This window comes from Streptomyces sp. NPDC096339, from assembly GCF_044762985.1.
GTDB lineage: Bacteria > Actinomycetota > Actinomycetes > Streptomycetales > Streptomycetaceae > Streptomyces.
This window is the reverse complement of the sequence record NZ_JBIWFI010000038.1, coordinates 65,502-83,297: the sequence shown is the minus strand read 5'-3', so window position 1 is coordinate 83,297 and position 17,796 is coordinate 65,502. Positions and strand designations below refer to the sequence as shown.

18 protein-coding genes are annotated in these 17,796 nt (G+C 72.1%); 8 read left to right on the top strand and 10 right to left on the bottom strand.

What is annotated here, in order from left to right; genetic code table 11:
- Window positions 1–88 precede the first annotated feature (88 nt).
- The 3 genes from ACIQ5Y_RS33300 to ACIQ5Y_RS33290 are packed head-to-tail and all read right to left on the bottom strand — an operon-like array spanning window position 89 to window position 1,637.
- The gene (locus tag ACIQ5Y_RS33300) at window positions 89–496 is read right to left on the bottom strand and encodes an arsenate reductase ArsC (protein WP_403889065.1); all 408 of its coding nucleotides are present in this window, start codon (window positions 494–496) and stop codon (window positions 89–91) included.
- A complete protein-coding gene (locus ACIQ5Y_RS33295) occupies window positions 493–1,260 on the bottom strand; it encodes an aquaporin (protein ID WP_403889062.1) in 768 nt (255 codons plus the stop codon). The genes ACIQ5Y_RS33300 and ACIQ5Y_RS33295 overlap by 4 nt, the downstream gene beginning before the upstream one ends.
- Entirely contained in the window at window positions 1,257–1,637 is a 381-nt protein-coding gene (locus ACIQ5Y_RS33290) for an ArsR/SmtB family transcription factor (protein ID WP_403889059.1), read from the bottom strand. Before ACIQ5Y_RS33290 ends, ACIQ5Y_RS33295 begins: the two co-directional genes overlap by 4 nt.
- 89 nt (window positions 1,638–1,726) lie before the next feature.
- Here ACIQ5Y_RS33290 and ACIQ5Y_RS33285 point away from each other — a divergent pair, with 89 nt between their 5' ends.
- A complete protein-coding gene (locus ACIQ5Y_RS33285; RefSeq protein WP_403889057.1) occupies window positions 1,727–2,155 on the top strand; it encodes an ArsI/CadI family heavy metal resistance metalloenzyme in 429 nt (142 codons plus the stop codon).
- 64 nt (window positions 2,156–2,219) lie between these two features.
- Here the strand turns inward: ACIQ5Y_RS33285 and ACIQ5Y_RS33280 are convergent, their stop codons facing one another.
- On the bottom strand, window positions 2,220–3,350 hold the full coding sequence (locus ACIQ5Y_RS33280; protein WP_403889054.1) for a PP2C family protein-serine/threonine phosphatase: 1,131 nt from the start codon (window positions 3,348–3,350) through the stop codon (window positions 2,220–2,222).
- A 682-nt stretch (window positions 3,351–4,032) separates the two neighbouring features.
- Between ACIQ5Y_RS33280 and ACIQ5Y_RS33275 the strand changes: the two genes are divergently transcribed.
- The gene (locus ACIQ5Y_RS33275; RefSeq protein WP_403889051.1) at window positions 4,033–4,689 is read left to right on the top strand and encodes a hypothetical protein; all 657 of its coding nucleotides are present in this window, start codon (window positions 4,033–4,035) and stop codon (window positions 4,687–4,689) included.
- A 159-nt stretch (window positions 4,690–4,848) separates the two neighbouring features.
- Here ACIQ5Y_RS33275 and ACIQ5Y_RS33270 read toward each other — a convergent pair whose 3' ends face one another.
- The 4 genes from ACIQ5Y_RS33270 to ACIQ5Y_RS33255 form a co-directional block, all read right to left on the bottom strand.
- Complete coding sequence (locus ACIQ5Y_RS33270; RefSeq protein ID WP_403889048.1) at window positions 4,849–5,610, bottom strand: MerR family transcriptional regulator; 762 nt, start codon at window positions 5,608–5,610, stop codon at window positions 4,849–4,851.
- Between the two features lie 91 nt (window positions 5,611–5,701).
- On the bottom strand, window positions 5,702–6,583 hold the full coding sequence (locus ACIQ5Y_RS33265; RefSeq protein WP_403889045.1) for a hypothetical protein: 882 nt from the start codon (window positions 6,581–6,583) through the stop codon (window positions 5,702–5,704).
- 147 nt (window positions 6,584–6,730) lie between these two features.
- Window positions 6,731–7,594, bottom strand: a complete 864-nt coding sequence (locus ACIQ5Y_RS33260; protein WP_403889042.1) for an alpha/beta fold hydrolase — start codon at window positions 7,592–7,594, stop codon at window positions 6,731–6,733.
- 286 nt (window positions 7,595–7,880) lie between these two features.
- Entirely contained in the window at window positions 7,881–10,025 is a 2,145-nt protein-coding gene (locus ACIQ5Y_RS33255; protein ID WP_403889039.1) for an MMPL family transporter, read from the bottom strand.
- A 63-nt stretch (window positions 10,026–10,088) separates the two neighbouring features.
- Here ACIQ5Y_RS33255 and ACIQ5Y_RS33250 point away from each other — a divergent pair, with 63 nt between their 5' ends.
- The 4 genes from ACIQ5Y_RS33250 to ACIQ5Y_RS33235 all read left to right on the top strand — a co-directional run bounded on the left by ACIQ5Y_RS33250 (window position 10,089) and on the right by ACIQ5Y_RS33235 (window position 13,675).
- A complete protein-coding gene (locus ACIQ5Y_RS33250) occupies window positions 10,089–10,619 on the top strand; it encodes a MarR family winged helix-turn-helix transcriptional regulator (protein WP_403889036.1) in 531 nt (176 codons plus the stop codon).
- Between the two features lie 281 nt (window positions 10,620–10,900).
- Window positions 10,901–12,148: an NAD(P)/FAD-dependent oxidoreductase gene (locus ACIQ5Y_RS33245; protein WP_403889033.1), complete on the top strand. Its 1,248-nt coding sequence runs from the start codon at window positions 10,901–10,903 to the stop codon at window positions 12,146–12,148.
- A gap of 104 nt (window positions 12,149–12,252) precedes the next feature.
- Window positions 12,253–12,708 (top strand): UBP-type zinc finger domain-containing protein, encoded by a 456-nt coding sequence (locus tag ACIQ5Y_RS33240; RefSeq protein WP_403889030.1) that lies wholly within the window; start codon window positions 12,253–12,255, stop codon window positions 12,706–12,708.
- 55 nt (window positions 12,709–12,763) lie between these two features.
- Window positions 12,764–13,675, top strand: a complete 912-nt coding sequence (locus ACIQ5Y_RS33235; protein ID WP_403889027.1) for an ADP-ribosylglycohydrolase family protein — start codon at window positions 12,764–12,766, stop codon at window positions 13,673–13,675.
- Between the two features lie 127 nt (window positions 13,676–13,802).
- On the opposite strand, the gene ACIQ5Y_RS33230 is transcribed toward ACIQ5Y_RS33235, so the two are convergent.
- Both ACIQ5Y_RS33230 and ACIQ5Y_RS33225 read right to left on the bottom strand, forming a co-directional pair.
- Window positions 13,803–14,837: a sulfotransferase family protein gene (locus ACIQ5Y_RS33230; RefSeq protein ID WP_403889024.1), complete on the bottom strand. Its 1,035-nt coding sequence runs from the start codon at window positions 14,835–14,837 to the stop codon at window positions 13,803–13,805.
- 128 nt (window positions 14,838–14,965) lie between these two features.
- On the bottom strand, window positions 14,966–15,739 hold the full coding sequence (locus tag ACIQ5Y_RS33225; RefSeq protein ID WP_403889021.1) for an SDR family oxidoreductase: 774 nt from the start codon (window positions 15,737–15,739) through the stop codon (window positions 14,966–14,968).
- A gap of 86 nt (window positions 15,740–15,825) precedes the next feature.
- Here ACIQ5Y_RS33225 and ACIQ5Y_RS33220 point away from each other — a divergent pair, with 86 nt between their 5' ends.
- Together ACIQ5Y_RS33220 and ACIQ5Y_RS33215 are read left to right on the top strand one after the other, a co-directional pair.
- Window positions 15,826–16,440: a TetR/AcrR family transcriptional regulator gene (locus ACIQ5Y_RS33220; RefSeq protein WP_403889018.1), complete on the top strand. Its 615-nt coding sequence runs from the start codon at window positions 15,826–15,828 to the stop codon at window positions 16,438–16,440.
- Window positions 16,441–16,651: 211 nt separating this feature from the next.
- On the top strand, window positions 16,652–17,740 hold the full coding sequence (locus tag ACIQ5Y_RS33215; protein ID WP_403889015.1) for a polyprenyl synthetase family protein: 1,089 nt from the start codon (window positions 16,652–16,654) through the stop codon (window positions 17,738–17,740).
- Window positions 17,741–17,796: the final 56 nt, after the last annotated feature.

Below are 17,796 nucleotides of genomic sequence, written 5' to 3'. Positions count from 1 at the left end.
GGCCACGGCTCGTACTGGACGTACTCGCGTGGCCCGACAACGCGGCGAGGTGCCGTGCCGGGCGTCGTGAGGCGGTGAACCTTTCCGGTCAGAGCGCTAGGTCGGCGAGCAGGCCGCGGATGCGCCGTTCGATCTCCTCCCGGATGGGGCGGACGGCCTCGACGCCCTGCCCGGCGGGGTCCTCCAGCTTCCAGTCGAGGTAGCGCTTGCCGGGGAAGTACGGGCAGGCGTCCCCGCAACCCATGGTGATCACCACGTCGGAGGACTCCACGGCCTCGACGGTGAGGACCTTGGGGGTCTCGGCGGAGATGTCGATGCCGACCTCGTGCATGGCTTCCACGACGGCCGGGTTCACGGACGCGGCGGGGGCCGAGCCCGCGGAGCGGACCCGGACCCGGTCCCCGGCCAGGTGCGTGAGGAAGGCGGCGCCCATCTGGGAGCGGCCGGCGTTGTGGACGCAGACGAACAGCACGGACGGGGTGGCGGGAGTGCTCATGAGGTCAGGGCGCTTTCTTCGGCGGACCGGGTGGGGACGGCGGGCTGCCGCGGGACGCCGGCCCCGCCCGCGCGGCCGGGCTTCGGGCGGCCGAAGCAGACGGCGACCAGGGCCAGGCCGAGGGCGGCGCCGAACAGTTGGGCGGCGAGGAACGGGAGGACGGAGGCGGGGGCGATCCCGGCGAAGGTGTCGGTGAACGCGCGCCCGATGGTCACTGCGGGGTTGGCGAAGGAGGTGGAGGAGGTGAACCAGTACGCCGCTCCGATGTAGGAGGCCACGAGCAGCGGCGCGAGGTGCGCGCGGCCGGCACGGGCCAGCCCGAAGACGAGCCAGACCAGCCCGGCCGTGGCCACCGCCTCGCCGAGCCAGAGGTGGCCGGCCCAGCGGTCGTGGGTCGAGAAGGACACCACCGGTTCACCGAACATCGCGTCCGCCAGCGCCGCCCCGGCGACGGCCCCGAGGACCTGGGCCGGAACGTACGCGGCGACCTCGCGCGGCGCGGGTCCGTAGCCGGTCCGGCGGCCGGTGAACCAGGCGGCCAGGGTGACCGCCGGGTTGAAGTGCGCCCCGGACACCGGGCCGAGGAACGCGATCAGCACCCCCAGGCCGAAGACGGTGGCGAGGGAGTTGGCCAGCAGCTGTAGTGCGACGTCGTCGGTCAGCGCGGTGGCCTGGATGCCGGAGCCGACCACCACCGCGACCAGCGCGGCCGTGCCGAGCCCCTCGACGGCGGTCCGCCGGGCCAGGGGCGCCGGCGCGCTCACGCGCGGGCCTCCTCGGGCGAGGCGGGGATCTGGAGCAGGGCGGACAACTTGGCCAGGGCCTCGGGCAGCACCCAGTAGTAGACCCAGGTCCCGCGGCGCTCGGAGCCGACCAGGCCGCACTCGCGCAGCACCCTCAGGTGGTGGGAGATCGTCGGCTGGGAGACGTCGAAGGGACCGGTCAGGTCGCACACGCACGCCTCGCCGCCCTCGTGGGAGGCGATCAGGGAGAGCAGCCGCAGCCGGATGGGATCCGACAGGGCCTTGAACATCCGTGACAGCTCGGCGGCGGCCTCTTCACCCAGAGGCTCGCGGACCATCGGCGCACAGCACGCCGCCTCGTCCTGCCCGAGCAGCGGGAGACCAGCTTGTTTCGACATATCCCTATGTTGACAGCCATCTAATCCGGTGACAACCTCGACTGTATCGACAGACGTCGAAACAAGCAGTTCCGTGAGAGGAGACCGCCATGTCCCGTGTCCAGCTCGCCCTGCGCGTCGCCGACCTCGAAGGCTCGATCGCCTTCTACTCCAAGCTCTTCGACACCGAGCCCGCCAAGCGGCGCCCGGGCTACGCCAACTTCGCCGTCACCGAGCCCCCGCTCAAGCTCGTCCTCATCGAGGGCGAGGCCGGAGACGAGACCCGTCTCGACCACCTCGGGGTCGAGGTCGCCTCCACCGGGGAAGTCACCGCGGCCGCCGAGCGGCTGGGGGAAGCCGGCCTGGCCACGTTCGAGGAGAACGACACCTCCTGCTGCTACGCACTGCAGGACAAGGTGTGGGTCACCGGCCCCGGCAAGGAACCGTGGGAGGTGTACGTGGTCAAGGCCGACGCCGAAACCCTCGGCAAGAGCACCGGTACCGCCCCCGACGCATGCTGCGGCACCACCACCTGCTGAACCCCCGACGAGCGGGCGCGACCGACCCGGGCCGCAGCGGAGGCGCTACGTGACCCGGGTGCCGTCAGAGGAGGCCGTGCGGGGCGATCGCCAGCAGCGCGATGTCGTCGTGCAGGCTACGGGAGTGGCGGGGGAGGTCCGTGTTGAGGAAGTTGACGACGTCCGCCGGCCCTGGTGCCGGGCGCCCGGAGAACCGGTGGCGAAGCCGGTCGACGAGCGGATAGAAGTCGCCCCCGGTGTCCCTGGCCTCCACCACCCCGTCCGTGACGAGGAGCAGCACGTCGCCCCGGGTGAACGGGTGGCTCCAGGCCACCGGACCGTCCGCCGCCGCCAGACCGCCCAGGCCCAGCGGCAGCGCCGGCGGACCGTCGAGGACCCGTACCTCGCCGCCGGAGATCAGTACGGGCTCCACATGACCGTGGTTGGCCACCGTCACCCGGTGGGCGAGGCTGTCGTACTCGATCAGCACGGCCGTCGCGAACAGTTCCTCGTCCGTGATGTCCGATGCCTCCCGGACCAGCCGCCGCTCCAGCCGCGCGGCGACCGCCGGCAGGTCCTGTGCGTCGTACGCCGCCTCGCGGAAGCTGCCGAGGATCGCGGCGACCGTGCGCACCGCCTGCAGTCCCTTGCCGCGCACGTCACCGATGATGGCCCGCTCTCCCGTGTCCGTGGCGCGGATGTCGAACAGGTCGCCGCCCACCATCGTCCCGGCCTCGCTGGGCCGGTACAGCCCGGCCGCCAGCACGTGCCCGACCTGGTGCGGTACGGGGCGCAGCAGCGCGCGCATCAAGGCCTCGGCGACCGAGTTGGCGTGGACCAGGTGGCGTTCCTGGCGGCAGCGGTGCGCCGCCATCGCGGTCGCCAGGACACCCACGACGGCCGTCGCGATGTCGGCGGTGACGTGGTGGTTCTCCCCGAAGTGGTGGAACGTGGCCGCGAGGACGCCCTCCAGGACGATCGCAACCGCGGTGAGGGCGGCGACGACGACCGGGCCGTAGGCGTAGGCGGCGATCGCGGGCAGGGCGATGAGGAAGAAGCTCACCGCCCATTCCTCCTGCAGGGTGGCCTCCAGGAGGAGGACGAAGGCGACGTAGACGAACGGCAGCAAGCGCATCCACGCGGGCGGTACGGCGGGCCGGAAGCCGTCCTGCTCCGCGATGACGGCGAGTGGGGTGTCCGGCCGTTGCGGGCTCATCGGCCGCCCCCGGCCTTCGGACGGGGCTTCGCCCACTGGCGGGATGCGTACACGCGGGCCTCCGGTGACGTGCGTTGTCGACGGTCACAGCGTGAGCAAGGAGGACGGCCGAACCGTCGATTGAGCTGAACGCAGCATGTTGGAGGCGGGCCGGGCCGGACGCGTCGCCACGCCGGGTCGGCGCCCCTACCTCCCGGGGTCTGCGATGACAGTCCCTCAAGCGGACGGCTGAAGAGTCTTCGTGACGGTCGATCAGTGCTCGGACCCTGTGTCCGTCCTGGTTCCCGAGCGCCGTCGGCAGCGATTGCACGGAAGATCAATATTGTCTGCACGCGTCGCACATGGAGGTCACAATGTGGTGGTGTGTAATCGAGACGGGTTCGAGGGGGAGGGGCCATCTCGGTGACGCTTGGGTCCCGGTCAAGCCGAACAACCGGCGGATCCCCACCAAGCGGCGGCCACCGACCCGACCCGCGCCACCACCCCGTTGCGCGCCCGGCCGCTCCTGACCGACCTCGAAGTACGCGGACAGACGATCCCCGGCGCGCTACGCCGTCACGGGCGTCACGTCGGTACCCCGACCGGCACACGCACGATCGCGACTCCGCGAACGCCTCGGAGCCGCGGCGGGTTTCGGTGGTGCCCGCCACGAACCGTCCACCGCTTGACGAAAGGCAACTTTGTGAGCACCTTTGGCGATTCGCGACCGTCGCCGACCGCACCGTCCGAGGACCTGGAGCGGCTGCTGGTATCGGCAGCGGATCTGACCGGCGCGGGCCTCGACGATTTCACCCGGTTGGAGTCGCCCTCGTCCGACGAGGACCCGCCGCCGATGACCGGTCCGACCCCGGAACTCACGGCCGTGCTGAACCGGGCGTTCAGCGACAAGGCCGCGAGGGAGGTCCGGACCTCGTTCATGAACGCGGACTCTTCGATCGTCGTCGACGAGGGGGTTTCGGAGCGGGTCGCGGGGGCCGCGGTGACCTGGATGGCCGACATGCGGCGGGTCTACACGGAGTGCGCCGCCTGGACGATGAGCATCGGCGACGACGAGATCACCGTTGCTTTGGTGGACCCGGCCGATGACCCGAGCGAGCCGCTCAAGGTGGAGCAGAGGTTCGGCGACGAGGCACTGATGCGCACGATGCTCGCCGGTCCGGTCGGGCAGCAGGCCCGGATCACCACTCTCCTGGTACGCGACGGAGACCGGGCACTGGAACTGACGTTCCGGAGCCTGGCCGGCGAGCCCGGCGATCCCGAGGCGGCCCGGCTCGCCACGGCGATGTCGAAGTTCCTGGAGCTGGCTCCGGCGAAGTTCCTGGGCCGGCCCGTCGGCTAGTTCCGTGACCGCACCAGAGCCCCGCACCCGAAGCGCGGCGCGACATGCGGAACGCCCCCGGCCAGGACGCGAGACCCCTGGCCGGGGGTTTCGAAGTGCGGAGGTTCGTCGTGGGGATGCCGCCGCCGGGTCGTCCGGCGGCGGCCCTTCCCGTTCGGCTCAGCCGAGCGTGGACGTGACGTACGCCTCGATGGCGTCACGCTGGTACGCGGCCAGGCCCGGGGCGATCGCCTCGTACGCGGCGCGCCAGGCCTCGTTGTCCACGCAGGAGCGCCCGATCACGCGGTACTCCTCGGTGGAGACGGCCCGCAGCGAGTTCAGGGCCCGGTACTGGGCGTCGATCTCGGCCTGCACGGGTTCGGCGTCGGCCGACAGACCGGCCGCCCGGAACTCGGCCAGCCGGATCATCTGCGCCGTTCGCTCACGCTGCCCGGCTTCGACCTCCTCGGGGCTCATGGAGGCGACCCGGCGGCCGACCTCCACCACGTGCTCGGGGAAGTCCCGCAGGGTCTCCTCGTACTGGGAGGGCAGCACGCCCTCGAACAGGTTCTCCGGTCGGTTGATGGCGGTCATGAGTCGCCCGTCCTTTCTGGACTGCTCCAGTTCGGCGATCGTGCGGGAGACGGTGCCGGCCAGCGCGTCGAGCCGGTCCCGCTCTGCGAGCAGCCGCCGGTGGTGCCCGCGCAGGGCTTCCACCTCGTCGACCTGCTCGGCAAGGATCCGGCCGATCTCGGGCAGCCCGACGCCCAGCGCCCGCAGCACGAGGATCTGCTGCAGCAGCAGGAGCTGCCGCTCCCCGTAGTAGCGGTGGCCGCCGGCGCCGATCCGGGCCGGCGGAAGCAGGCCGATCTCGTCGTAATGCCGCAGGGTCCGGGCCGTCACGCCCGACATCCGGGCGACCTCCGCGATCGGCCAGTCCATCGCCCCTCCCTCACGAGTGCTTCACCGGCCGGTCTCTCCGGCCCTGTTCAGGACCGTAGAAGCTGCCGCAGCGGCAACCGCAACCCCGGGATCAGTCCTCCTCCGCCCAGTCGAGGCCGAGTGCTCCGGCGAGCCGATCCAGCGCCTTCTCGGTACGGCCGTAGGCGGCGAGCGGGAAGTCGCCCTCTCCGGTGTTGTACGCGACGATGACGTCGAGGCCGCCGAAGTACTCGGTGTGGGCGCCGAGTTCGCGCCACGGGAGGAATCCCATCGGCCGAAGGTGGGCCCGCAGCCGGGTCACCACCTCGGGGTCGACCTCGTCCTCCTCGACGATGTACCCGTAGTCGGCGGGCAGCCTGGTGACGGCCAGTTGGAGGACGAACTCGGAGACCGAGTGGCTCTGGAGCACCCAGACCGGTTCGTACTCCTCGTCGACCCCGCTGACGAGCACCGGCGGGTCGGCGAGATGGGCGTGGGCCGCGGGGTAGCCCCACTCGTTGCAGTACTGGTTCTCGGCCATGAACACGCAGACGCGCCGGTCGTCCCCCGGCCCGACGAAGGGGTTGCCGCTGGGCAGCCCGCCGGAGACGCCGTAGCCGCTGGGGTCAGGGCGGATGGTGGGCGGCCAGACCGGGTTGGTCTCGTAGGCCTCCCACCGGTCCGCGAGGGAGTTGAACGGCAGATCCCACCACTCGTCCAGCGCGGCGGGGACGGCGAGCGAACGGTCGACGTCATCCGGCTCGTCATCCGTCGGCCCGGCCGAGGCCGCGGCCTTCAGGTTGAAGACGTACTGCTTGTGCTCGTCCGGCGCGTCCCGTTGCCGACGCCCCCCGGAGGAGGGGCGATAGCCCCACTCCTCCTGGAACCGGCGCAGCAGCTCCCACCGTGCGTCGGAGCCCACAGCTCCCGTGGCCGCGGCGCCGCGCGCCTGCTCCAGCAGCTCCTGGAAGCGTCCGTAATCGATCTCTGTCACGGACGTGAATCCTACAATCGGGCACGGCCCGGCTGCGGGAGAGCTGGGGCCTGTAGGTGGGACAACTCGCCGTCGCCTTCGGCGTCACCGCCGCCGGCATCCGCTCTGATGCGGGAGGCGTGGCCACCGGGTCGGAGGGCCACCGGGTCACCGGGCGGCCGGTCCGTCAGGCGGCGTCCCTCCCGACGGATCCGTCCGCATCTCCCGGGCCCGGTTCAGGACCAGGTCGACCGTCGAGGTGACCAGGTCGGGGTCGTGGAGCTGCACGTAGTGGTCGCTGCCCGTGGCCAGGACGTGCGGGGTGTTCGGGCCGAGTGCCACGAGACCGTCCTGTAGGCGCGGCCAGGCCGCTTCGACCGCGTTCATGAGCGCGGTCGGGGTGCCCGGGGCCACCTCGAAGGGCTCGGTCTTGCTGATGACCGCCATGGGTACGGACGGCAGGCGCGGCCCGTTCTCCACGGCCGCCATCGCGCCGTCGAGGTCGATCGTCTCGAAGCCCGGATCCTTCTCCACGGCCACTCCCGGCCGGTTGACCAGGCGGGCGTAGGCCGGCCAGTCGGAGCCCAGCGCGTCCCGGATCTCGGGTCCGAAGGCGTCGACGAACACCAGGCCTGCCGTCCGTTCCGGGTGGGTCTGCGCGTAGAGCCGGGTGATCATCCCGCCGAAGGAATGACCGACGAGCAGATAGGGGCCCTTCTCCCCGGCCGCCGTCAGCGTCTGGTCCAGCTCGGTCACCAGCGCCGGCAGGCTGCGCGGCATGGCCACAGGACTGCTCCGGTCGGTCAGCGTGGGCGGTGTCGTGTAGCGGATCGTGCCGGGCCGGTCGTACGTGCACACGCGCGCGCCGCGCGCGATGCCCGGCAGCGTGGCCGGCGAGGCGGGCACGGGAGGCTCGGTCCGGGTCAGGCTCCAGACGTCGGAGGAGTCGTGGATGCCGGACTCCAGGACCACGGTGGGGGAGCCGCGCCCCCGGCAGTCCACATGGACCGTCCTCCCGTCGGGCAGGGTCACCTGCCTGCCTCCGTCCACGGGACCGGATGCGGAGGGAGGGGCCGTCGGGGGAGGGGCTGTCGGAGGTGGAACCCCCGGGGCGCCGACACCCGGGGGACCGAGCAGCAGGATGCCGAGCGCCACCGCCGCCGGTCCGCGCGGCACTCGCATCAGGCGCCCGCGTCCCATGCGTCCAGTATTCCCCCGCACCGTGGGCCCCTCCACCGGACCGGCGCCGCCCGGCGGCCCGCTTCGGGCAGGTCGGACCGGCCGGTGCGCCGACCACGCGGAGCCCGTACGGCAGTTGCTACTCCCCGACCCCCGACTCCAACCGGCCGACTCCGGCCCGGGTGCCGCGCAGGGGGTCTTCCGGACGGCCGGGCCACCAGAAGTGCCGTCCGGTGAGGAGGACGAGGGCGGGCACGAGGACGGTGCGCACGAGGAGGGTGTCGAGGAGGACTCCGATGCCGACGATGACGCCGATCTGGGTGAGGGTGATCAGAGGGAGCACTCCGAGGACGGCGAAGACGGCGGCCAGCAGGATGCCGGCGCTGGTGATGACGCCGCCGGTGACGGTGAGGGAGCGCAGGATCGCATGGCGGGTGGGATGCCCGGCGAGTGTTTCCTCGCGGGCTCGGGCGATGAGGAAGATGTTGTAGTCGACCCCGAGGGCGACGAGGAAGAGGAAGGACAGGAGCGGCACCGTGGTGTCCACGGCGGGGAAGTCGTAGAGGGTGCCGAAGACGACGCGGCCCGCGCCGAGGGCGGCGAAGTAGGAGGCGATGACGGTGGCCACCAGCAGTACGGGGGCCACCAGGGAGCGCAGCAGGGCGGTCAGGACGAAGAAGACGATGGCGAGGACGAGGGGGACGACGAGCCGGGTGTCGTGTTCGGTGGCCCGCTCGACGTCGTGGTTCTCGGCGGTGGTGCCACCGACGAGGGCCTGCGCGCCGGGGAGTTGGGCGAGGTTGTCGCGGAGCCGCTCGATGGTGTCGTCGGAGGCCGCCGTACCGGGGGCATCGGCGAGCACCGCCGCGGCCCGGGCGTGGCGGGCCGTCCTCTCTCCCGGGGTCACGGCGGCGACGCCCGGTGTGCGGCGGGCCGCCTGGAGGACCTCGTCGGCGGTGGCCGAGGTGGAGACTAGGGTGAGGGGTTCGCCGGATCCGGCGGGCCGGACGGTGGCGAGGGTGCGCTGACCCAGGACGGCCTCGGGGGTCTTGCGGAAGGAGTCCGCCTGGGCCAGTCCGGTGTGGAGGCCCACGGTGCCGGAGGCCAGTGCGATGAGGACCGCGGTCCCCGCGAGTGCGACCCGGGCGGGCCGTCCGGCGACGGTGGTCCCGATCCTGGCCCACAGGCCACGGCGGTCCACGGCCCGTGCTTCGCCGGCCCTGGGGATCAGCGGCCAGAACAGCCGGCGGCCCGGCAGGACGAGGGCCGCGGGCAGGACCAGGAGCGCGAAGGCCATGGCGACGACGATGCCGATGGCGCCGGCGAAGCCGAGGCCGCGGTTGCCGGTGAGCTCGGCCGCCAGCAGGGTCAGCAGGCTGAGCACGACCGTGGTGCCGCTCGCCACGACGGCGGGGGCGGTGCCCCGCCATGCCCGGGTCATGGCCGTGAAGCGGTCCTGGGTGAGGTGGAGTTCGTCGCGGTACCGCGAGACCAGCAGCAGGGCGTAGTTCGTGCCGGCTCCGAAGACCAGGACCGACATGATCCCGGCGGAGGACGCGTCGACCTCGATGCCCGCGTGCGGGGCCAGGGCACCCACGACAACGGCCGCGAACCGGTCGCCCGTGGCGACGACCAGCAGGGGCACCAGGCAGAGCACGGGGCTCCGGTAGGTGATCAGCAGCAGGACCGCGACGACCGATGCGGTGGCGATGAGAAGGGTGGTGTCGGCGCCCGCGAAGACGGCCGCGATGTCGGCCCGGAAAGCCGGGCCTCCCGTCACCTCGGCGCGCAGAGGCGCGCTGATGCCGTCGGAGGCCGTCGTGCGTACGTCGGTGATCTTCCGGGTGTTCTCCTCCTCGCCGGCGGCGGAGGGGAGCAGGACCGCGATGGTGGCGACCCTGTCCTTGAGGAACTCGGGCCGGGCGGCTTCGGGAGCGAGGCCGAGTGAGCCGAGCGGCTGCGCCCGCCCGGTGATCGCGGTGCGCTGGGCGGCGGTGAGGGGGCTGCCGTCGGCGTTGCTGTAGACGACGACGGCCGGCGCCACGGCACCGGAAGGGAACGTCTTGACCAGTTCGGCGACGCGGGCGGACTGGGACGAGGCCGGCAGGCCGCCCCTGCCCGAATCGGTGGTGGCCGCGCCGGAGGGGCCCAGGGAGAAGGCGGCTCCCACCGCCACCAGGGAAAGGAACAGCACCAGCCAGGCGAGCGCCTTCGGCCGCCTCGGACGGGGCGGCACGTCCGCGGTCGGACCGGCGGGCGGACGGCCTGGAAGCGTTCTGGACACGGAACACACCCTCACGAGATAGTTAAGTTACTTAGCGACTTTCACCGTGTCAGACTTGCGGCCATGAAGCAACACCAACACTTCGGCGCAGACGCCCCGGCGGATGCGGGACCTCCCGCATCGGGCCGTGAGGGTGTCCCGGAGGCGGACGATCTGTCGAAGGCGTTGCGCGACGTACTGACGTTGACCCAGCTGGCCCGTGCGGCGCTGGCGGAGCGTCTGGGCATGCCGTTGACGAACGTCGAGGCGGTCGAGCACGTACTGATGGCCAAAGGGGCCGGGACGCCGATCGGGCCCGCGGAACTCTCGCGGCGTCTGGGTGTCACGACCGCCGCCGGCACTCAGTCGGTCAACCGTCTGGTGGCCGAGGGGCACGTGGTCCGCGCTCCCCATCCGCACGACGGTCGTCGCCAGGTCCTGGACGTCACCGACAGCGGGTTCCACCACGTGATGGCGGAACTCGCGCCGTTGCTGACCGTTCTGTTCCGTGCCGCGGACGACCTGACCGACGCGGAACGGGCCGGGGCCGGGAAGTACATGGAGAACCTGGTCGCCGCCTATCGCGCCTACCTGGAGGGGCGTCAGGACGGCTGAGCCGGGGAGCCGGTGCTCACCAGCCGGAACTGCCGAGTCCGTGGTTTCGAGGACACCCAGGCAGCGCCGGGAGGCGGCCACGGTATCGCCGCCGTGCCACACGGTCACGTGACGTGATTCCGGGACCACGGCCGGTGGCCGGGGGTGGTCCCACACCGACGGCGTGACGCCGCGACGTCCGACCCGGTACCGCACGGTGCGCCCCACCGGGACCCGCCCCGGTGCCGCGTAGCGTGTGATCGACGTTGGCTGGTCGATGGCTGAGGGGCAGGGGATCGTCCATGAGGCGGGATCGTGGTGCCGGCGATGCCGTGATCGTGGTCGGTGCGGGCGCGGCCGGACTCGCGTGCGCGGCCGACCTGCTCGCCGGAGGCGTCAAGGTCATCCTGCTGGAAGCAGGCGACGCGGTCGGAGGGCGCATGCGCACCGACCGCGTCGCCGGGTTCGTCACCGACCGCGGGTTCCAGGTCCTCAACACCTCATACCCACAGGTCAAGCGGCGTCTCGCCCTGCGTCCGCTCCGATTGCGGCCCTTCACCCCCGGAGTGCTCGTGCACACCGGTGAGGGACGACTGCGCCGCTTCGTCGACCCCACCCGGCGCCCGCGCGAAAGCGGCGACCTGCTTCCCGGCAGGCTCGCCTCGGCCCGTGACCTCGCCGCCCTGGGGGTCCTGACCGCACGGGACGTGCTCCTGCCGGCGAGTCGACTGCGAGCGCGCCCGGAACGGACCACCCTCACCGCACTGGCGGAGGCGGGCCTGTCGGCCGAACTGGTCGAGAGCTTCTTCCGGCCGTTCCTGTCCGGAGTCTTCCTGGAGAACGAACTGGAGACCTCCTCACGGGTCTTCGACTTCGTGTGGCGCAGCATGCTGCGGGGCACCCTGTGCCTGCCCGCCGACGGCATCGCGGCCGTACCGACCCAGCTCGCCGGCCGTCTCCCGACCGGTGTCCTGAGCCTGGAAACGCCGGTCGCCCGACTGACCGAGGAGGGCGTGGCCCTGGCGGACGGCACGTCGCTGCCGGCACGCGCGGTGGTCGTCGCCACGGGCCAGACGGCGGCGGCCAGGCTCATGCCCGGGCTCCGTGTCCCGGCCGGACGCACCGTCACGACCCTTTACCACGCCGCCGCCCGTTCACCGCTGCACGAGCCCACGCTCCTCGTCGACACGCGGCGCCGGTTCCTCAACACCTGCGTGATCAGCGAGGTGCATCCCGGCCACGCCCCCGACGGCCGTGCGCTGATCTCCACATCCGTCCTCGGCGCACCCGACCCGGCGCGGGAGGCGGTGATCCGGGCGGCCCTGGCCGAGGCCTACGGCGCCGACACCGACTCGTGGGAGCTGGTGCACCGGTGCACCGTACGGGACGCCCTCCCCGCCATGCCCCCGCCCATGCCGCTGATCAGGACGACTCGCCGGGGCCCCGGCCGGTACGTCTGCGGGGATCACCGGGCGACCGGATCGCTCCAGGGCGCATTCGCCTCGGGGACCAGGGCCGCACGCGAGGTCCGTGCGGACCTCCGGGGTTGAACGCCGCGCCGGACATCGGCACGCCGCATCAGAGCCGCTTCCCGTGCATCCGCGGTCCGCTCCGCATCGGAAGACGAGAGGGAAGACCACGAGCGAGGCCGGCCATGACGTACGCAGCGGACAAGACACGTTCCGTATCCGGTGCCGTATCCGAGAAGACGGGTCCCGGCGGCAGCGGACCGGCCCGGTCCGCGGACACCCGGGACCGGGGCCACGGGCAAGGCTCCGCACGTCTGCCCCCGGCCGGCTGGCGGATCGCCCCGGACGGCGGACGGCCGCGACCACCCGCGTGCCGGCACCTCGACGAGGAACGGCCGACCCGGTCACGGCTGCCGGTGACCGGCTGCGCCGAGTGCATGGCCGCCGGCCGACGGGACTGGGTCCACCTGCGCATCTGTCTGGACTGCGGGCACAACGGCTGCTGCGACAGCTCTTCCGCGGCCCACGCGTGGAAGCACGCCGGCACCACGGGCCACCCGATCGCGGTCGCGGTCGAGCAATCCTGGGCGTGGTGCTACGTCGACGAGGTCTTCCTCGTTCCCGACACCGCCCCCGGCTGACCGGCCGCGCCGAAACCGCGGTGCCAAGACGCCGACGCCTTGTGATACTACTCCGATGATCAACCTGCCCACTGCCGCGATGGACTCGTTGTCGGGGCTCGCTTTCGGCGATGCCTTCGGGGACCGCTGGTTCGGCATCCTGCGCCGCGAAGGCCCGGCAGCCCTGGAGGGCCGGATCCCGCCTGCGGAACCGCTGTGGTGCTGGAGCGACGACACCGCCCAGGCCCTCGTTCTCGTACGGGAGCTCACCGAGGGCGGCGGCACCATCGACCAGGACCGCCTCGCCAGGCGCTTCGCCGAGGCCTACGCCGACGACACGCACCGCGGCTACGGAGCCTCCATGCACGACGTGCTCCGCCGGATCGGCGCGGGCGAGCCCTGGCGGGAGGTGGTCGGCGAACAGTTCGGCGGCCAGGGCTCCTGGGGCAACGGCGCGGCCATGCGCGTCGCCCCGCTCGGGGCCTGGCACGCCGCCGACCTCGACGCCGTCGCCGAGCAGGCCGCCGTTCAGAGCGCCGTCTCGCACCACCACCCGGAAGCCGTCACCGCCGCGGTGGCGGTCGCCGTGGCCGCGGCGCTGGCCACCCGCAGCCGGGGCGGGGCCGCCCCGGCACGGCCGGACTTCCTCCACGCCGTCGCCGAACGGCTCCCCGTCGGCGACGTGCGCTCCGGGGTGCGGATCGCGGCCCGGCTGCCGGACCACACCTCGGTGCGGCACGCAGCCGAGGTCCTGGGCTCCGGCTACCGGATGTCCGGGCCCGACACCGTCCCCTACGCCCTGTGGTGCGCGGCGGGGCACCTCGACGACCTGCACGAGGGCCTGTGGACCACCGTCGCCGGGCGCGGCGACATCGACACCACGTGCGCCATCGCGGGCGGGGTGATCGCCGCCCGCACGGGCGTCGCCGCCCTCCCGCCCGCCTGGCACGCGGCCCGTGAACCACTGCCCCCGATCGTGCCGGAGTAGCAACGCACAATCGCGGGCCGCGGGCCGGCGCCCCGGCGGCGCCGGGCACCGTTGTACGGAGCGACCGGCGCCCTGGGCTCGGAACGCCGGTGCGCGGAAGCCGGTGGCGAGCTCGGCCACCGGCCCTTCACCCCGTCGGCGCGGCGGTCAGTGCCTGCGTGCCGGGAGCGCAGCACTCTCGCAGGGCCGCGAGCTCAGCCGGCGGAAGTCGACGGGACGCGCCCCGTCGACCGCCGTCGAGCCGCGCGACCGCGACGTCGAGCCACTGGGAGGTCGGCTCGACGCCGATGAACTCGGCCAACCGGGTCAGCTCGGCGCGTGGTCGGTCGAGCAGGTCCTCGTAGGCGAGGGTGGTCCGCATCGCCTCGGGCGCACGGCTCAGATGCTCGACACCCCGGACGACCAGCTCCGACCAGAGCGCCGCGAAACCCGTGGACGGCAACTCTCGGTCCAAGACCAGCGACGGATCGAATCGCTCCGCCAACACCCCTGACAACTCGGGCGGCAGCGAGCTGACTTGCTCTTCCGTCAGGTCCTCGACGCGCGCGGCGCCGGTCCGGGCGCAGATCTCCCGCAACAGCAGGATGAGCCGGTATCCGGTGTGCCGGCTCATGGACAGCGCGCAGTCGGGACCGTCCCGGAACAGGTGTACGAAACGTGCGTGCGGGAAGACCTCGCGCAACAGCGGCACCCGCTCCAGCGAGTAGCCCGACCGCTCGACCACGACGTCCCGCCCGAACCGCGTGCACAGCAGGCCGAACAGGTGCTCGTAGTGGCATGCGGCGGTTCGCTCCGGCCAACCGTGGACCTGCTTCTCCAGCTCGTCGAACAGGCCGTCCGGGTCGTCGGTCAAGTGGGGGAGCACCATCAGGGACAGGGCGGGAATGCCCGTGGCCTCGGTCGCGAATCGTCCGGGACGGCGCGGGTAGAGGAACTCGGGCATCGGCACACCGCTGCGGATCATCCGCTCGAACACGGGATTCGGATCGGCCAGCAGCCGCCAGAACTCGCGACCGGTCACAAGGCCCGGGGGAAAGCCGCGGCTCTGCACCGACGACAAGAGCTCGTTGAGGCTGAGCACCTGCGGATGGACGTTGACGATGCCCGACAGGGCGGTCGATCCGCTGCGTCCCGTACCCACCACGAAAGTCAAAGCGCGCATGCCACCCGTCCCGGTCCGACGACGACCAACAGAATCGCCGGCAAGGCTTCCCCGTTATCGGAGATCAATGCAGTGGGCTCCCCCGGGCGGGGGGCCGCCGACAGGTCCTTCCGCCCAAGGGCGAGGGCTCACAGGCCGGAGCCGCCGGTGGCGTCGATCACCTTGCCGGTGACCCAGCGCGCGTCGTCCGAGGCGAGGAAGGCCACGATGTCGGCCACGTCTTCCGGCCGGCCGACACGGCCCAGCGCGGCGAGCGAGGCCGCGTGGGATTCGGCCTGCGGGTTGCCGCGCAGCCAGCCCGCGTTGACGTCGGTGTCGATGATCCCGGGCGCGACCGAGTTCGCCGTGATGCCCCGGACACCCAGCTCCTTGGCGAGGTTGAGGGTGAAGTTGTCCAGGGCGCTCTTGGTGGCCCCGTAGGCGATGGCCTCGGGCATGGCGAGGTGGGCCGCTCCGCTGGAGATGTTGACGATCCGACCGTGGTCGCGCAGTCGCTTCAGTCCTTCCCGCACGATGAAGAACGGCGCGCGCACGTTCACGGCGAAGACCTCGTCGAAGTCGTCCTCGGTCAGGGATGCCAGGTCCGCACTGCGTCCCATGCCCGCATTGTTGACGATGATGTCGACGACCGGTTCGGGCGCGTGGTGGGGGATCCGGGCGTCGAACGCCGACCACAGGGCGGCGGCGTCGCCGTGGCTGCCCAGCTGCGCCTGGAGGGCGAAGGCCCGGCCGCCGTCCTTTCGGATGCGCTCCACGGTGTCGTGCGCCGCGGGTTCGTCGCGGGCGTAGGTCAGTGCGACGACGGCGCCGTCCTGCGCGAGCCGTTCCGCGACGGCACGTCCGATGCCCCTGCTGCCTCCGGTGACGAGCGCGGTCTTTCCTTCAAGTCGCTGCACACCCATGGTGGTTGGCCGCCTTTCATTTGTTGAGTGATCGACCAAGAAAGAAGCTAGCACGATTTTTTGGTCGAGCGCTCTAAAATGTGTGCATGACCGAGACACCCAAGCGCGGCCGCCCGCGCACCTTCGACCGCGAGGCGGCGTTGACCGCTGCCACGCGTCTGTTCTGGGAGCGGGGCTACGAAGGCGTTTCCATCGGTGAGCTGACCGAGGCGATGGGGATCCGCTCAGGGAGCCTGTACGCGGCCTTCGGAGACAAGAAGTCCCTGTTCAAGGAAGTGGTCGACACCTACGGCCGGTCACCTGTCGGCGCCTTCGCGGGAGTGGCGCTCCAGGAGGAGCCCACCGCGTACGGGGCGTTCGCGCGCATCCTTCGCGAGGCCGCGGTCATCTACCCGGACCCCGCGCACCCGGCCGGCTGCCTGGCCATCACCGCGGCGACCAACGTCACCGCGCAGGACACGGAGGTGAGGGCATTCCTCCGAGATCTGCGCAACAGGAACGTGGACGGGTTCGAGGCCCGGCTGCGGGAGGCGCAGCGGGCGGGGGAACTGCCCGCCGAGGCCGACCCCCGGGCCCTGGCCGACTACTTCGCCACCGTCCTCCAGGGACTCTCGCAACGGGCCCGGGACGGCGCCACCGCCCCCCGGCTGACCGCGGCCGTCGAACTGGCACTGGCCGCCTGGCCGGTGGCGCGGTCCTGACCGGTGCCGGCGGGCCGGTGACGCGGTTCGCGTCCGGTACGCGTGTGAAACCTGACTCGGAACGTGCTTACGGAGCCTTGGGCACAGGGTTACGCTCAGCCCGATCGAGGACCGCCGGCAGCGTCGTCCGGTCGGCGGCTTCGCGGCACTGCGTTGTGCTGTCCACACGACGGGGGTGACGGTGCGTCAAGTAGCGCGGCCAGGCAAGACAGTGCACCAGCCACCCGCGGAAGCGGCGGTGGACCAGGAGTTGTCCGGGATCCGACAAGCGGTCGACGAGCGGCTGGACCGCTACCTGCGGGAGAAGGCGGACGGACCGGAAGGCGAGTTGTCGCCGGTCGAGGTGTCGACGGCCCTTCGTGACCTCCTGTTCGCCGGGGGGAAGCGGATCCGGCCCGTGCTGTGCGTCATGGGCCGGCAGGCAGCCGGCGGGAGTGGAGCCGACGAGGCGGTCATCGACGTGGCGGCGTCGCTGGAGATGTTCCACGCGTTCGCTCTGATCCACGACGACATCATGGACGGGTCGGACACGCGCCGGGGCGGGCCCGCCCTTCACAAGGTCCTCGCGGCCAGGCTGGGGCAGGGCCGTGACCCCGCCGCCGCGGAGCACGTGGGGCGGAGCGCGGCGATCCTGGCCGGGGACCTGGCCCTGGTCTACTCCGACGAACTCCTGCACACCGCCCGCCGGCCGCCCGAGCACATGGCTCGGATCCTGTCGCTGGTGGACGAGATGCGCCGCGAGGTGGTGTACGGCCAGTACCTGGACATCACCACCGCCGGCAAGCCGACGGCCGACGTCCGGCGGGCCATGCGCATCGCGAGGTACAAGACCGCGACGTACACGTTCGAACGTCCGCTGCACATCGGAGCGATGCTTTCCGGCGCCACGCCTCCGGTTCTGGAAGCGCTGAGTGCCTACGGCCTCCCGCTGGGCGACGCCTTCCAACTGCGCGACGACCTCCTCTCCGTCTTCGGCACTCCGTTGTGGACGGGCAAACCGGTCGACGACGACCTGCGCGACGGCAAGCACACCGTCCTCGTCGCCCTGGCCCTGCAACGCGCGGACGCCACGCAGCGCGCAACCCTCGACGCGCTCCTCGGCAGCCCCGCACTCACCTGCGACGAAGCCGCTCGCGTCCGGGACCTGATCCGTGCCACGGGCGCTCACGAAGAGGTCGAACGGATGATCCGCAGCCGGTACGAACAGGCCCGGCGGGCCCTGGAACGGGCGCCGTTCCCCGCGGCCGTCACCGCCGTCCTCAGCCGTCTCGCCCGTGCCGCCGTCACCCGGACCACCTGACCCGCCTCGCACGCCGTTGAGCAGCCCCGCGCGCCACCGTCTCGCCCGAGGAGCCA

Coding starts and splice junctions, on each gene's coding strand:
- ACIQ5Y_RS33235 (WP_403889027.1), top strand. CDS start 12,764: ATGATCAACCTGCCCACTGCCGCGATGGACTCGTTGTCGGGGCTCGCT.
- ACIQ5Y_RS33280 (WP_403889054.1), bottom strand. CDS start 3,350: ATGAGCCCGCAACGGCCGGACACCCCACTCGCCGTCATCGCGGAGCAG.
- ACIQ5Y_RS33250 (WP_403889036.1), top strand. CDS start 10,089: ATGAAGCAACACCAACACTTCGGCGCAGACGCCCCGGCGGATGCGGGA.
- ACIQ5Y_RS33300 (WP_403889065.1), bottom strand. CDS start 496: ATGAGCACTCCCGCCACCCCGTCCGTGCTGTTCGTCTGCGTCCACAAC.
- ACIQ5Y_RS33230 (WP_403889024.1), bottom strand. CDS start 14,837: ATGCGCGCTTTGACTTTCGTGGTGGGTACGGGACGCAGCGGATCGACC.
- ACIQ5Y_RS33220 (WP_403889018.1), top strand. CDS start 15,826: ATGACCGAGACACCCAAGCGCGGCCGCCCGCGCACCTTCGACCGCGAG.
- ACIQ5Y_RS33290 (WP_403889059.1), bottom strand. CDS start 1,637: ATGTCGAAACAAGCTGGTCTCCCGCTGCTCGGGCAGGACGAGGCGGCG.
- ACIQ5Y_RS33245 (WP_403889033.1), top strand. CDS start 10,901: ATGAGGCGGGATCGTGGTGCCGGCGATGCCGTGATCGTGGTCGGTGCG.
- ACIQ5Y_RS33270 (WP_403889048.1), bottom strand. CDS start 5,610: ATGGACTGGCCGATCGCGGAGGTCGCCCGGATGTCGGGCGTGACGGCC.
- ACIQ5Y_RS33240 (WP_403889030.1), top strand. CDS start 12,253: ATGACGTACGCAGCGGACAAGACACGTTCCGTATCCGGTGCCGTATCC.
- ACIQ5Y_RS33285 (WP_403889057.1), top strand. CDS start 1,727: ATGTCCCGTGTCCAGCTCGCCCTGCGCGTCGCCGACCTCGAAGGCTCG.
- ACIQ5Y_RS33225 (WP_403889021.1), bottom strand. CDS start 15,739: ATGGGTGTGCAGCGACTTGAAGGAAAGACCGCGCTCGTCACCGGAGGC.